Raw genomic sequence first — 12,166 nt, forward strand, 5'->3', positions numbered from 1 at the left:
GATGACTACCCGCGACGCGGATCGGGTATGCCCGCGAACGTGGACTGAGCAGTGCCTGCAGTCCGCGCGTGATCATCATCGGCGTTTGTCCGCCGCTGTGGCCGGGTAAACCGGCTAAGTGAACCCCATCACCGCTACCTGCCCTAGCAGGCCTCAGTTGCTGACCCATACGGGCGTCTATGCCCCGCAGCAGGATTCGCACCTGCTGATCGACACGATGGAATCCTCGGGCCTGGCCCGGCGGAGCAGGGTACTCGATCTGTGCACCGGGTCCGGGGTGGTGGCGATCGCGGCTGCTGAACTGGGCGCCGACAGCGTCACCGCGTACGACATCTGCCCGCGCGCCGTGCGCTGTTCGCGGGACAACGCTCGTGCCGCGGGAGTCGAGGTGGATATCCGGCACGGCCCGTGGACCGGCGCGCTGGCCTGCGAACCCTTCGACTTGGTCGTGTCCAACCCGCCCTATGTGCCCAGCCCGCGCCACAGCGGCCAAATCCCCGCCGCGGGCGGCCCGGAGTGGTCGTGGAACGGCGGCATCGATGGCCGGGTCATCCTCGACCCGCTGTGCCGCGCGGCCACCACGCTGCTACGCAGCGGCGGTTCGGTGCTGCTTGTACAGTCCGCACTGGCAGACGCCGGCCGGTCGCTGAAGGTGTTACGAGAAAGCGGTATGGATGCCAAGGTGGTGGCGTCCCAATGGATTCCGTTCGGCCCAGTGCTCTCATCGCGCGCCGACTGGCTGGAACGAACCGGGCGAATGCCCCGCGGCTGCCGGGAAGAGCAGCTGGTGGTGATCCGGGCGGACAAGCCGTGAGCGGCGACGGTACGCGCCTGGTGAAGCCGGTCCGCAACGGCCCGGTGCTGGTGTCGGGGCCGGTGCGCATCGAGACGCCCGATGGAGTGGTCGAATCGGATCGGTTCATGGTGGCCATCTGCACGTGCGGGCGCAGCGGCAACTACCCGTTATGTGACACCAGTCATCGCCGCCGGAACCGGTCCTCTCGCCGTGCCGAGGCCGAGGTCGTCAAGGCCGAATAGCTGCCGGGCGGGCCGACTTACCGGTCGGCGTCGTAGTCTTCCTCGGGCAGCGGAACGCTGATGGCCTGATCGATCACGTCCGCCGGATTGGCGTCGGCGTCGCCGGCGTTAGCTAGGACGGTCTGATCCAGTCGGTCGTCGTCGCTGGCGTCGACGGCGATGCGCTGTTCGGCGAGATCTGCTTCCGGGACTTCTTCGGTTGCTGGTAGCCGTTCAGGGTTGGTCATCATGACCCTTTCGTTTCCGCATTCGGGGTGGGTCCGCGCGTTGGGCGGCGAGCAGTGCATAGTCCGTTTTCAGTTGGGAATTGTCCGATTTGAGCCGGGTGTTGTCGGATTCCAGTCTGCTGTTGTCGGACTCCAACCGGGCGTTACGTGCTTCTAGGCCCAGGATCTGCCCGATACCCGCCACGTTGATGCCGATGTCTACCAGCTCCGTGATCCGTCGAAGCCGCGCAATATCGTCATCGCTGTAGCGACGCGTCCCGCCCGCGGTGCGCGCCGGGGTCAGCAGGCCGCGGCTCTCGTAGAGCCGCAAGGTCTGCGGACCGATTCCGGACAACTCAGCTGCCACCGAGATGCCGTATACCCCAAGCCCGGACCGGGCATTCATCGCGTCGGCCACTGCTCGTCGCTTCCACTCGTAGGAAAATCTTCGGACTCCGCTTGCGCAAAGCTACCACAGCTGCTATATAAAAATCTATGTCGGTGGACATAGATGATCTGCCGCAGTTCAAGGAGGTGGAGATGATGTTGATGCGTACCGACCCGTTCCGTGATCTCGACCGCTGGACCCAGCAGGTGCTGGGCACCGCGGCACGGCCGGCGGTCATGCCGATGGATGCCTGGCGTGACGGTGACCAGTTCATCGTCGAGTTCGACCTGCCTGGGGTGGCAGAGGATTCCCTCGATCTCGATGTCGAACGCAACGTGCTGACGGTGCATGCCGAGCGTCCTGGGCTGGACCAGAGCCGCGAGATGGTGTCCGCGGAACGGCCACGCGGTGTGTTCAGCCGCCAACTGTTCCTCGGCGACAATCTGGACGCCAGCCAGATCCAGGCCAGCTATCAAGACGGCGTGCTGAGGTTGACAATTCCGGTCGCCGAGAAGGCGAAGCCCCGGCGGATCAAGATCGCGAGTGGCCACGGCGAGCGGGCCATTGACGTCTGATCGAGAGGGGCCGGGCGACGGCCTTCGTCAAATGGTTGTCGGAAAGGGAGGTGATGGTATTAGGCGATCAACAGCGGGCGGTGACACGTGCGTCGCTCACAGCTATCCGACTATTGTGAGTGCGTTCGACGCAGACCGGGGCCTGCGTGCGCATAGCCACCGATGTGGCAGCGAAGTACGCTGAGCTGCAAGCGATGTCACCGCAGGGCTCGACGAGGCCCCGCTGCCGTCAGTGCTCTCCCCGGCAGCGGGCCTCGCCGGCCGAGAGGCCGATCAGGTACCACTGGGCGATAAGCGTCACGCCGTCGTCTCGATGCGAACGTTGGCGAAGTCCAGGAGGCTGACCAGCCGGTGCACGACTGCCCGATCGCTGCGCAGTAGCGCTGTTCGGCCGTGGGCGGCGCAGTAGCGGTCGAGCAGGCAGAGTTGTCGGTGCCCGACGAATTCCAGTTCCCGCGCGTCGATCTCGAGGACGTCCTGGGACAGCAGCGGCAGGACCCGCTGCAAGGTGGTGAGGAACAGCGGCTCGCTGGCGGCGTCGAGTGTGCCGGCTAGTGCGATGGCGTTGCGCCCAGCGGGCTGGGCATACAACTGGAACGGCACCGCGCTCGGGCCGGCCGCCGGGTGCAGACACAACAGCCCGGCCGCGGCATCACCGAGTTCAGCGACGTTGTAACCGCACATCGCCGCGACCGGCAGGGTGGAGATTCGCCGGTCTCCAAGGAATTCCAGGGCCGCTTGGGCGTCGCGTTGTGCGGGTGTGCGCACCACGGGCGTGACATCGATGACGAGCCGAAGGCCGCTGTAGCCGGCAGCGACTGCGGCGACCGCTGCCGCCGCATAGCGTTCGGTCATGCGCTCAGCGTCGACGACATCACCGCGGAACAGGTAGTGCTCCGGCACGGTCTTTACGTGTACCTCTCGCGAGCCACTTCCCAGCCCGGCGGCGGCCAAGGCGGCTCGCATGGTGGCCGGATCGTCCGCGCCGACGTAGGCGACTCGCTGGTCGAGGTTCAGACCGTCCGCGACATACTCTGCCGCGCGGTGCAGGAAATCAGCATGGTCCTGGTATTCCCAACCGATATGGCCGTACTCGCCCGTCCGGTCCGCCCGATACGCCCCCATCACGCCAACTTCCTCATTCGTAGATGCGCCTGCACCGTGGTACCGCTCGCCGCGGTGTGGATACGTACCAGGTCCGCTGTTGCATTGACCACGAACAGTCCGCATCCGTGGTCGTAGTCGTTGACGATCGCCCGCCGGCCGGCCAGCCGGTCGGTCATGCGGCCGGCATCGCGTGCCTGACAGATCAATTGGTCGTCCGCCGCCCACAGCAACAGAGTGCAGGGGCCTAGTCCGTGTTGCAGGCTGTTGGATGCCAGCTCGTTGACGATCAGCTGCAGGTCTGCGATGTCGGCGGTCGAGAATCCGAACCAGCGGGCGTACTTGGCGGAGAATTTGCGGGCGCCGGCCAGGTCGGTGAGCCGGTGCAGGGTATAGCTCGCCGCCATGGGGCTGCCGGGCAGCGGCTCGTTATAGCGCGTCCACGCGGCCTCGGGCGCGAAGCCGGCGCTGTTGCGCTCCGGGTGTCCGAAACGGCCCAGCCTTGGATGGGTGATCTCAGCGTCGACGAGAATGTCGGCGTCCAGACTTGCTGCGTCGTACGGGCAGAGCACGGTGATATCCCGGCCGGCGAACGCCTCGTTGACCAGCGCCTCATGCTGCACGCAGGCCGGATACTCCAGCTTCGACCGACCGCTCCAGACCGGCTCGCCGACCATCCGTACCGGTCCCGACGGGTGTCGGGCGGCGAACGCCTCCATGACACCGCCCAGTATGTGACTGGGGTTACGCCCGACCTGGGCCATATCGGACAGGCTCACCGACTCGACTGCTCCGGCGGGCAGGGCGTCACGAAGCAGCGACAGGTTGGGTTCTGGCACCGCCACCAAGACCGGAATTCCGGCGGCCACGCTGTCGGTGACGTAGGGCACCAGGTAGTCCAGATACTCCTGCGGTGACCGGTACAACAGCGCGATATGACGGAACACACCGCGATCAGTGCCGGCACCGACAGTCATCGCATGTGCCCCTGTCATCCGACGTGAACGGGCCGCAGAGCCACCCCAGGCCTACTGTTCGAAGCACGCCCGACGGGGTGTGGGCACGCCGCGGTCGGCTCAATACCAGTAACGCCGACCCGCGACCGGGCGACCGACCGCCCCCAGAATCCACAGTGCCGCGCCGACAACCAGCAGAATGACGCCGATCGTCCACAGGATGTTGATCTTGAAAATGAGCGCCAGAATGAGCAGGATCACTCCGAGGGCAATCATCACCAATCCCTTTCTTAAACAATCAAACCGACCGCACCCAACGATGAGGGTTGCGGCAAATGACAGTCGGACACCACCGGGTTGAACCCGAGGTAGTTCAAAGGACCTGCCAACGTCGTGACAGCGATCGTTCCGGCATTAGCACAACTGGTTTGGCTCCCGTGGAAGTAGTCGCGCTGCCATGCCGCAAACACGCCGATTAGCAGCCAGATCAGCACAACTGCCCCGGCCAGTCCACCGAATCGCATCCGTCCTCCATTCATCTGTACCCGATCAGTTCCCCGTTCGACGGTTGTCCAAACCTGGAAATCAGTCCGGACGATGTTTGGTCGCCACGGGGCCGGGGTATCGCCGGGTTCAGCGGTACATCGGCGAACGGAACGGGGTGCGCAGATGATGTTGCTGGAAACAGGCGAGTCCGGTGTGCGGGTGGGTAGCCACGAGGAATGGATCGGCGAAGCTGGCGATATCGTCGATCGGATGTTGCGCAATGTCGCGCATGGCCGCTTCGAAAGGTCTTTGTCGGCGCTGACGGCGGTCGCCGCGATGGTCACGACCGCGGAAATCTATCTTGAGCATTACAAGGCCGGGTTCGGCAACAAGTGGATGTGGAGCCCGGTTCTGGTCACGCCGCCGGTGGTGGTCGCCGGGATCGGTGGCGTGTTCTCGCGCCGCTGGGCCAAGCGCTGGCTGCCGCTGACCGCGGGGGTGTACGCCGCCAACGGTCTGCTGGGTGAGTACCTGCATGCTCGCGGGGTGGCTCGCAAGCCCGGCGGCTGGAAGATGGCGTCCTACAACGTCCCGATGGGGCCGCCGATCGCAGCGCCCGGCCTGATGGCCATGGTTGGCGGGATGGGCCTATTGGCCGCGGTGCTGCGCCGCGAACGCTGAGGTGCCCATGGCGGACACCTCGCGACCCGATCACCTGCCGAATCGGCGGGCAGATCGCCAGCCTCCGCACCCGTCGTGGCTGCCCAAGCAACGCCGCGGAACCACACCGCAGATGATCGGCCGCTACCCGGACTTCGACGTGCTCGAGACGCAAGACAGCTGGGATGCGGCCACCCGGAAGGTAGTGCTGGCCCGGCTGGATCCGCCCGGCCCGCTGCGATTCTTCACCGCCGAGGAGGAACCCACGCTGCGGGCGTTCTGCGACATTGTGCTGGCGCAAGACAGCGAACCTCGCGTTCCGGTGGCCGAGTTCGTCGACGCCAAACTCGCCGACGGGCAACTCGACGGATATCAGTACGCGGACATGCCTGATGATCGCGACACCTGGCATCTGGTGCTCCGCGGCTTGGACGAGGCCGCCAGCGCGCAGTACGGCAAGGCGTCGCTGGCACTGGCCGACGTGCCCAGCCAACTGGCGCTGGTGGGGCAGTTCTCCCGTGGCCAACTGCAGGGCGGAAGTTGGTCACAGCTCAACGTGAACCGGGCCTGGTCGGTGTGCATGCGGATGATGCTGACGGGGTTCTACTCCCATCCATGGGCGTGGAACGAGATCGGTTTCGGGGGGCCGGCCTACCCGCGCGGCTTCATGCGTTTAGGCGGTCCGAGCGGACCGTCGGCGGTGCGGGAACCGTTCGAAACCCGCGGTGCCGTCGCCAAAGACCCGGTGGAACTGGTGCAAGAAGAGGAATCGTAGTGGGCGATTTCTGGCGGGGCCTGCTCAAGGGGTCGCTGGGCCCTCCCGACAACGACTCACGGTTCTTGCTGGACGTGCAGTCGCGCCAACTGCCCGGCGAGAAGACCATGCGCCGCTATGCAACAGACGACGAAGTCGATCTGGTAGTCGTCGGTGCCGGGGCCGGCGGATCGGTGCTGGCGCAGCGCCTGGCACGGGCGGGCTGGCGGGTTGTGATCATCGAAGCGGGCCCGTTCTGGCATCCCGACACCGACTGGGTCTCCGATGAAGCCGGCTCCCACGCGCTGTACTGGACCCAGAAGCGCATCATCGGCGGGGCCGACCCGATCGAGTTGGGCAAGAACAACTCTGGTCGCGGAGTCGGCGGTTCGATGGTGCACTACGCCGGGTACTGCCCTCGGTTCCACCCCAGCGATCTGCGCACCCGCAGCCTCGATGGGGTCGGGGTGGACTGGCCCATCGACTACGAGGACATCCGCCGGCACTACGAGGTGCTGGAGGCCGAACTGCCGGTGGCAGGACAGAACTGGCCCTGGGGCTATCCCCACCGCTACCCGGCGTCGCCGCACCCGGTCTCCGGGGCCGCGTCAAAGCTCTGGGAGGGCGCGCGCAATCTGGGCATCGAGATGCGAGTGGGCCCGGTCGGAATCGTCAACGGCACCTTCGGAAACCGGCCGCACTGCATCTATCGCGGATACTGTCTGCAGGGCTGCAAGGTCAACGCCAAGGCCAGCCCCTATGTCACCCACCTGCCCGATGCGCTGGCCCACGGGGTAGAGATCCGCGCGGAGTGCATGGCTTGCCGGGTGGAGCTCGACGACACCGGGGCAGCTCGCGGTGTCGTCTACTACGACCGTCACGGCACCGAGCACCTGCAACGCGCCAAAGTGGTCGCGGTCGCCTGCTACTCGATCGAAACCCCGCGGCTGCTGCTCAATTCGATCAGCCCTCGGTTTCCGCACGGGTTGGGAAACAACACCGACATGGTGGGGCGCTACGTCATGGTGCAGGGCGCCGCCCAGACCGCGGGCCGCTGGCCGCAGGAGCTGCGGATGTACAAGGCACCGCCGCCGGAGGTGTCCAGCGAACAGTTCTACGAGACCGACGCCGCCCGGGGGTTCGCCCGCGGATTCTCCATCCAGACGGTGTCACCACTGCCCATCGGATGGGCCGAACATGTGCTTGCCGACGGACACTGGGGTCGGGCGCTGCGCGAATACATGCGCGACTACAACCACTGGAGCACGATCGGGGTGCTGAACGAGCTACTGCCACTGCCGGACAACCGGATCACGCTGGCCGATGAAACCGACAGCTACGGCATCCCGGTGGCCCGAATGGACTACACCCGGTGTGACAACGACAAGGCGAACATGGAGTACTCCACCAAAGTGATCACCGACATCCTGCACGCGGCCGGGGCGCAGGACGTGCTGACCATTCAGCGCTACGCCCACCTGATCGGCGGCGCCCGGATGGGGACCGCACCGGAGAATTCTGTCGTCGACGCCGACCACCGGGTCTGGGAGGTGCCCAATCTGTTCATCGCTGACGGCTCGGTGTGTCCGACCCAGGGCTCGGCCAACCCGGCGTTGACGATCATGGCACTGGCCTCCCGGCTCGCCGAGCGTCTGGCCGGGAAGAAACCGACACACAAGGGGGTTCGATGACTCAGACCGTCGTCATCACCGGAGCCAGCGCCGGCATCGGTCGCGCCGTCGCGCAGCTGTACGGCGAGCGCGGAGCCAAGGTGGCGTTACTCGCTCGCGGCGAGGCGGGATTGCGCGGCGCGGCAAGCGATGTCGAACAGGCCGGCGGCGCTGCGCTGGCCATTCCGACCGACGTCGCCGACTATTCGGCCGTCGAAGCCGCCGGCGATCGCGTCGAAGCCGAGTTCGGTCCGATCGACACCTGGATCAACGTCGCCTTCACTTCGGTGTTCGCCCCGTTCACCGAGATCGGGCCCGAGGAGTTCAAACGGGTGACCGAGGTCTGCTATCTCGGCTTCGTCTACGGCACCATGGTGGCGCTGGCGAAGATGAAGCCCCGCGATCACGGCACCATCGTGCAGGTCGGTTCCGCGCTGGGGGAGCGATCCATCCCGCTGCAATCGGCGTACTGCGGAGCCAAACACGCGATCAACGGATTCACCGAGTCAGTGCGGTCTGAACTGCTACACGACGGGTCCCGGGTGAACATCACTATCGTGCAGATGCCGGCGGTCAACACCCCGCAGTTCTCCTGGGTGCTCTCCCGACTGCCCCGGCACCCGCAGCCGGTGCCGCCGATCTACCAACCAGAGCTGGTGGCTCGGACCGTGCTGCGAGCCGCCGCGCGTCCGCGTCACAAGCAGTACTGGGTGGGCGACAGCACCGTGGCCACGCTGCTGGCGCAGAAGTTCGCCGCGCCGCTGCTCGACCGCTACCTGGCCCGCACCGGCTACGACTCGCAACAGACCAGCGAATACATCGACGGCGAGGCGAAGCACAACCTGTGGGAGCCGGTGGACGCCGCCACCGACCATGGGGCGCGCGGGGAGTTCGACGACTCCTCACACGCGCACAGCCCGCAGATCTGGGCGGCCCGGCACCCGGGTCTGGTCGCCGCGACCGCGCTGGGGATGGCCGGAGCCGGCGTACTGGCCGCGCGGCGCCCGCGTTGAGCCGGACGCGTTGAGCTGCCTCAGAAGATGGGCTTGCCTCCAGTGACAGCAATTCGGGCCCCGGAGATGTAGCTGGCGTCGTCAGAGGCAAGCAGCACGTAGGCGGACGCCAGTTCGGCCGGCTGACCGGCGCGGCCCAGCGGCACGTTGACACCAAGCCAGAAACGATGACGCGTAGGGGTTTGACGCAAAGGCGCGATGGCTAATCAGCGCCCACTATGTCTTCGAATACAGCAGGTGCCGGAATAGTCGTCGGAGTGGATGGGTCCGCGGCATCGCGGGCCGCCGTGCGGTGGGGAGCGCAGGAGGCCGAACGCCGTGCGCTACCGCTGACCCTGGTGCACGCCGCCTCCACCCGGTTGTCGCCTCTGATGGCCCGATGGGCGGTGTTCGGCCAGCATGAATTGCCGCACCGGCGCGTCCAACGGATTGTCGATGACGCCGTCGGTGTCGCCACGGACAGCGCTTCGGACGGCGCGCCCGCGCAGCTGAACACCCAAGTGGAGTTCACCGATCCGGTTGACGCGCTGGAGGATTTGTCCCGGCGAGCTGATCTGGTCGTGGTCGGATCGAGCGGCCGTTGGCGGTTGTGGCATCTGCTGTTCGGCTCGGTCGGCGCGGAGCTGACGTCACGCTGCCACTGCCCACTGACCGTACTGGACGAGGACGACTTGGCGCTGCAGCAGCCCTCGGCCGCCTCAGATGCCGCGGGACAGGTCGATCCGACGGGCTGGTGACGGTCGGCCCCGCGCATACCCGCGAAGTACACCGAGATGAATGGGGCACGGCCGGTGAGCAATTGACCCAAGCGTTCAGCATTCACGATTATTCGGCTTGCCTGATCGTCGTGCCGACGAATGTGGACGCCCCCGAAATGGTTGCTCAGCCGTGGCAGGGGGTAACCAACTCCGATCGCAGTCGGTGATTGGAGGTCTCATGCCCAAGACGACGAAGAGCGGCACCGTCAAGCGCGGCGAGTTGCCCAGCACGCTGCAGCGCTCCGGCGCCAAGGCGCAACGCACCTTCGCCAAAGCGCACGACGCCGCCGCCAAGGAGTACGGCAGCGAGCAGCGCGCGCACCGGGTCGCCTATGCGGCGCTCAAGCACAGTTTCGAAAAGGTCGGGGACCATTGGGAGCCCAAAAAGAAGCGCGGCCCGTCGGATAAGCGCGCGGCCGGAGGCGGCCCGAACAACTCCGGACCGTCCGCGGAGGGCGTCGACGCAAACGCCAGCAAGCAGCATCTGCTGGACGTCGCCCGCCGGCTGGACATTCACGGACGATCGACGATGCGGAAATCCGAACTGGTCACGGCGATCAAGAAGCACAACCGCCGTGTCCGCGGTAAATAGCCCGCTGACGGGAGTTTTAGGCGAAACGCTGCTGTGGTGGCTGGCCACCGGCGCGGTGTGGGTGGTGACGCTGACAGCGCGGACCACCCAAGAGTTGTTTACCGCGGCCGTGTGCACGCTGCCGTGTGCGGTGGCTGCCCGCGCCGCACGGCGGGCCAACGGCGGCAACTGGCGGTTTCGGCCGGCATGGCTGCGCTGGGCGCCTGCTGTTGCCAGTGAGCTGCTGGCACAACCGGCCCAGGTGTGGGCCTACGTCCTGATCCCGTCACGGCGTCCGCAGGCGACGGTCGGCTCGGTGACATTGCCCCGGGAGCCGGCAGCGGTGGCGGCCGCCCGCAGTGCTGCCGCAACCATGACGCGATCTTCGGTGGCGTCTCGGTCATGGCGTGCTGCGCGGTCGGGGCAGCGGCGCTCGGTGCGGTGTTGGACCGGCTGCACCTGCTCAGCGTGGCCACGTCTGTCGGCTTCCCGCTGACCGGGCTGGGGTTGATCGTGCAACGCGGCCTCTCCGAAGCGTCGGTGATGGTCTTGCTGATCACCGCGCTGGTGTTGCTGTCCGCGCCGGTGATGTCGGCGGCCACCGCCCGGCTGACCGCCGACGAAGCCGGTGTGGTGGAAGCCGATTCGCCCTCATGACCGCCCTGGTCCTGGTCTCGCTCACGACGGTCGGCATCATCGGGACCATCGTCGCGCTGACCGGCGAGCCGCAGCGGCAGGCGATCATGTTGTCGGTCTTCGGCTTGGCCCTCACGGTCTTGTTCGTGCTGCTGCAGGCGCCCGACGTGGCGTTGTCCCAGTTGCTGATCGGCGGTGTGGTGGTGCCGTTGATGGTGATGCTCACCGTGCGTACGGTGCAGCGCCGGCACCGGCAGATCGGCCGGTGAGCCACGCTGGGCGCACAGCGCTGTTCCTGGCCGGGGCGGCCGGACTGGGGATTCTGCTGGCGCTGGGATTCGCCGACCTGCCCGCGTTCGGGCAGGCGCATCACGTTTACCGCGATCTTGCGGTGCGGGCAGCGTTTTCGCACGCCACCGCCAACGTGGTGGCATCGGTGAACTTCGACCAGCGCGCGCTGGACACGCTCGGTGAGGAGACCATTCTGGTCGCCTCGGTGACCGGTGTGATGGCCCTGCTGCGGCCGGCCGTCGAGGAGCGCGAGTATCACAACTCAGGTCGCCGAACTGCCCTGGAGGCCACCCGGTTCGTCGGATATCTCCTGCTGCCGGTGACCCTGGCGGTGGGCGTCGATGTTGTGGTGCACGGGCATCTCACTCCGGGTGGGGGTTTCCAGGGCGGCGTACTGCTGGCTTCCGGTCTGCACCTGCTCTACATCACCGGAAGCTTCCGGGCGCTGGATCGGCTGCGGCCGGTCAACGTCTTCGACGTCGGGGAGGCGCTGGGCGCAGCAGCGTTCGCCGCGATCGGCGTCACCGCACTGATCACCGGCGGAGCATTCCTGCTCAACGTAATGCCGACCGGCACCCGAGGCCAGTTGCTGTCCGCGGGGACGGTACCGCTGCTCAACGCCGCGGTGGGTATCGCGGTGGCGTGCGGCATGACCGTACTGCTGGCGCAGTTCCTGGCCCAGGAGATCACTGTCGCACCACGGCGGGAAGGATCGTGAGCAGCTACATATACGGCGTGGCGGGCTGGCTGGTACTGGTCGGGGCCTTCGGGATCGTGCGCAGCCACAACCTGATTCACGCAGTGGTGTGTCTGTCGGTGGCGCAGTCGGGCACCTACCTGCTGCTGTTGACCGTCGGTTACCAGCATGGCGCGTCGCCGCCGATCTTCGTCGACTCTCCCGGACCGACCGCTGTGGTCGACCCCGTGGTTCAGGCGATGACACTCACCGACATCGTTATTCAGGCCACCGTCACCGCATTGCTTCTGGCACTGGCCATTCAGGTCCACAAGCGCCACCACACCTTGGATCCGGATCAGCTGTCTGCATTGCGGGGCTGAA

At 66.5% G+C, this 12,166-nt stretch carries 19 protein-coding genes and 1 pseudogene; 13 read left to right on the top strand and 7 right to left on the bottom strand.

Translation table 11 applies throughout. The features are described from left to right. Positions 1-127: 127 nt before the first annotated feature. Both EJK91_RS00725 and EJK91_RS00730 read left to right on the top strand, forming a co-directional pair. Entirely contained in the window at positions 128-814 is a 687-nt protein-coding gene (locus tag EJK91_RS00725) for a HemK2/MTQ2 family protein methyltransferase (RefSeq protein WP_024441513.1), read from the top strand. Next, positions 811-1,038: a CDGSH iron-sulfur domain-containing protein gene (locus EJK91_RS00730; protein WP_024441512.1), complete on the top strand. Its 228-nt coding sequence runs from the start codon at positions 811-813 to the stop codon at positions 1,036-1,038. Before EJK91_RS00725 ends, EJK91_RS00730 begins: the two co-directional genes overlap by 4 nt. 17 nt (positions 1,039-1,055) lie before the next feature. On the opposite strand, the gene EJK91_RS00735 is transcribed toward EJK91_RS00730, so the two are convergent. Both EJK91_RS00735 and EJK91_RS00740 read right to left on the bottom strand, forming a co-directional pair. Beyond that, positions 1,056-1,265, bottom strand: coding sequence for a hypothetical protein (locus tag EJK91_RS00735; RefSeq protein ID WP_125077996.1), 210 nt, complete (start codon positions 1,263-1,265; stop codon positions 1,056-1,058). Continuing rightward, positions 1,252-1,650, bottom strand: a complete 399-nt coding sequence (locus EJK91_RS00740; protein WP_036457530.1) for a MerR family transcriptional regulator — start codon at positions 1,648-1,650, stop codon at positions 1,252-1,254. Before EJK91_RS00740 ends, EJK91_RS00735 begins: the two co-directional genes overlap by 14 nt. A gap of 134 nt (positions 1,651-1,784) precedes the next feature. Between EJK91_RS00740 and EJK91_RS00745 the strand changes: the two genes are divergently transcribed. Next, positions 1,785-2,207 (top strand): Hsp20/alpha crystallin family protein, encoded by a 423-nt coding sequence (locus tag EJK91_RS00745; protein WP_024441509.1) that lies wholly within the window; start codon positions 1,785-1,787, stop codon positions 2,205-2,207. Between the two features lie 297 nt (positions 2,208-2,504). Here the strand turns inward: EJK91_RS00745 and EJK91_RS00750 are convergent, their stop codons facing one another. The 4 genes from EJK91_RS00750 to EJK91_RS00760 form a co-directional block, all read right to left on the bottom strand. Beyond that, positions 2,505-3,332: an MEDS domain-containing protein gene (locus EJK91_RS00750; RefSeq protein ID WP_024441508.1), complete on the bottom strand. Its 828-nt coding sequence runs from the start codon at positions 3,330-3,332 to the stop codon at positions 2,505-2,507. Further along, a complete protein-coding gene (locus EJK91_RS00755; RefSeq protein ID WP_125077998.1) occupies positions 3,332-4,288 on the bottom strand; it encodes a sensor histidine kinase in 957 nt (318 codons plus the stop codon). Before EJK91_RS00755 ends, EJK91_RS00750 begins: the two co-directional genes overlap by 1 nt. A 99-nt stretch (positions 4,289-4,387) precedes the next feature. Beyond that, positions 4,388-4,543, bottom strand: a complete 156-nt coding sequence (locus EJK91_RS21600; protein ID WP_164517843.1) for a DUF6131 family protein — start codon at positions 4,541-4,543, stop codon at positions 4,388-4,390. Positions 4,544-4,557: 14 nt separating this feature from the next. Further along, on the bottom strand, positions 4,558-4,791 hold the full coding sequence (locus EJK91_RS00760) for a hypothetical protein (RefSeq protein WP_081654490.1): 234 nt from the start codon (positions 4,789-4,791) through the stop codon (positions 4,558-4,560). Between the two features lie 232 nt (positions 4,792-5,023). Here EJK91_RS00760 and EJK91_RS00765 point away from each other — a divergent pair, with 232 nt between their 5' ends. Genes EJK91_RS00765 through EJK91_RS00780 form a run of 4 tightly spaced genes read left to right on the top strand, consistent with a single transcriptional unit; the run spans position 5,024 to position 8,850 of the window. Next, a complete protein-coding gene (locus EJK91_RS00765; RefSeq protein ID WP_444850785.1) occupies positions 5,024-5,434 on the top strand; it encodes a hypothetical protein in 411 nt (136 codons plus the stop codon). Between the two features lie 7 nt (positions 5,435-5,441). Further along, a complete protein-coding gene (locus EJK91_RS00770; RefSeq protein WP_125077999.1) occupies positions 5,442-6,188 on the top strand; it encodes a gluconate 2-dehydrogenase subunit 3 family protein in 747 nt (248 codons plus the stop codon). After that, positions 6,188-7,858, top strand: a complete 1,671-nt coding sequence (locus tag EJK91_RS00775) for a GMC family oxidoreductase (protein ID WP_125078000.1) — start codon at positions 6,188-6,190, stop codon at positions 7,856-7,858. The genes EJK91_RS00770 and EJK91_RS00775 overlap by 1 nt, the downstream gene beginning before the upstream one ends. Further along, positions 7,855-8,850 carry an SDR family oxidoreductase gene (locus tag EJK91_RS00780; protein WP_046300695.1) on the top strand — a complete coding sequence of 332 codons (996 nt, stop codon included), beginning with the start codon at positions 7,855-7,857 and terminating at the stop codon, positions 8,848-8,850. Before EJK91_RS00775 ends, EJK91_RS00780 begins: the two co-directional genes overlap by 4 nt. Positions 8,851-8,870: 20 nt before the next feature. On the opposite strand, the pseudogene EJK91_RS00785 reads toward EJK91_RS00780, so the two are convergent. After that, positions 8,871-9,005 (bottom strand): annotated as a pseudogene (locus tag EJK91_RS00785) (SDR family oxidoreductase); the annotation flags it as partial. A gap of 63 nt (positions 9,006-9,068) precedes the next feature. On the opposite strand from EJK91_RS00785, the gene EJK91_RS00790 reads away from it, so the two are divergent. The 6 genes from EJK91_RS00790 (at position 9,069) to EJK91_RS00815 (ending at position 12,165) form a co-directional block, all read left to right on the top strand. Continuing rightward, positions 9,069-9,587, top strand: coding sequence for a universal stress protein (locus EJK91_RS00790; RefSeq protein ID WP_081654489.1), 519 nt, complete (start codon positions 9,069-9,071; stop codon positions 9,585-9,587). 199 nt (positions 9,588-9,786) lie between these two features. Then, a complete protein-coding gene (locus EJK91_RS00795; protein ID WP_024441500.1) occupies positions 9,787-10,200 on the top strand; it encodes a ChaB family protein in 414 nt (137 codons plus the stop codon). Positions 10,201-10,443: 243 nt separating this feature from the next. Then, positions 10,444-10,836, top strand: a complete 393-nt coding sequence (locus EJK91_RS00800) for a monovalent cation/H(+) antiporter subunit G (protein WP_125078001.1) — start codon at positions 10,444-10,446, stop codon at positions 10,834-10,836. Then, positions 10,833-11,084 (top strand): Na(+)/H(+) antiporter subunit B, encoded by a 252-nt coding sequence (locus tag EJK91_RS00805; protein WP_125078002.1) that lies wholly within the window; start codon positions 10,833-10,835, stop codon positions 11,082-11,084. Before EJK91_RS00800 ends, EJK91_RS00805 begins: the two co-directional genes overlap by 4 nt. Then, positions 11,081-11,824, top strand: a complete 744-nt coding sequence (locus EJK91_RS00810) for an MnhB domain-containing protein (RefSeq protein WP_125078003.1) — start codon at positions 11,081-11,083, stop codon at positions 11,822-11,824. The genes EJK91_RS00805 and EJK91_RS00810 overlap by 4 nt, the downstream gene beginning before the upstream one ends. Then, a complete protein-coding gene (locus EJK91_RS00815) occupies positions 11,821-12,165 on the top strand; it encodes a sodium:proton antiporter (RefSeq protein ID WP_046300699.1) in 345 nt (114 codons plus the stop codon). Before EJK91_RS00810 ends, EJK91_RS00815 begins: the two co-directional genes overlap by 4 nt. Position 12,166 lies beyond the last annotated feature (1 nt).

Origin of the sequence: Mycobacterium sp. P7213 (assembly GCF_900604305.1) — a bacterium.
GTDB lineage: Bacteria > Actinomycetota > Actinomycetes > Mycobacteriales > Mycobacteriaceae > Mycobacterium.

Bases quoted from the DNA above. Each gene is read 5' to 3' on its own strand.
- EJK91_RS00765 (WP_444850785.1), top strand. From the start codon at position 5,024: ATGTTGCGCAATGTCGCGCATGGCCGCTTCGAAAGGTCTTTGTCGGCG.
- EJK91_RS00760 (WP_081654490.1), bottom strand. From the start codon at position 4,791: ATGCGATTCGGTGGACTGGCCGGGGCAGTTGTGCTGATCTGGCTGCTA.
- EJK91_RS00770 (WP_125077999.1), top strand. From the start codon at position 5,442: ATGGCGGACACCTCGCGACCCGATCACCTGCCGAATCGGCGGGCAGAT.
- EJK91_RS00795 (WP_024441500.1), top strand. From the start codon at position 9,787: ATGCCCAAGACGACGAAGAGCGGCACCGTCAAGCGCGGCGAGTTGCCC.
- EJK91_RS00755 (WP_125077998.1), bottom strand. From the start codon at position 4,288: ATGACTGTCGGTGCCGGCACTGATCGCGGTGTGTTCCGTCATATCGCG.
- EJK91_RS21600 (WP_164517843.1), bottom strand. From the start codon at position 4,543: ATGATTGCCCTCGGAGTGATCCTGCTCATTCTGGCGCTCATTTTCAAG.
- EJK91_RS00735 (WP_125077996.1), bottom strand. From the start codon at position 1,265: ATGACCAACCCTGAACGGCTACCAGCAACCGAAGAAGTCCCGGAAGCA.
- EJK91_RS00740 (WP_036457530.1), bottom strand. From the start codon at position 1,650: ATGAATGCCCGGTCCGGGCTTGGGGTATACGGCATCTCGGTGGCAGCT.
- EJK91_RS00780 (WP_046300695.1), top strand. From the start codon at position 7,855: ATGACTCAGACCGTCGTCATCACCGGAGCCAGCGCCGGCATCGGTCGC.
- EJK91_RS00745 (WP_024441509.1), top strand. From the start codon at position 1,785: ATGATGTTGATGCGTACCGACCCGTTCCGTGATCTCGACCGCTGGACC.
- EJK91_RS00790 (WP_081654489.1), top strand. From the start codon at position 9,069: ATGTCTTCGAATACAGCAGGTGCCGGAATAGTCGTCGGAGTGGATGGG.
- EJK91_RS00750 (WP_024441508.1), bottom strand. From the start codon at position 3,332: ATGGGGGCGTATCGGGCGGACCGGACGGGCGAGTACGGCCATATCGGT.
- EJK91_RS00805 (WP_125078002.1), top strand. From the start codon at position 10,833: ATGACCGCCCTGGTCCTGGTCTCGCTCACGACGGTCGGCATCATCGGG.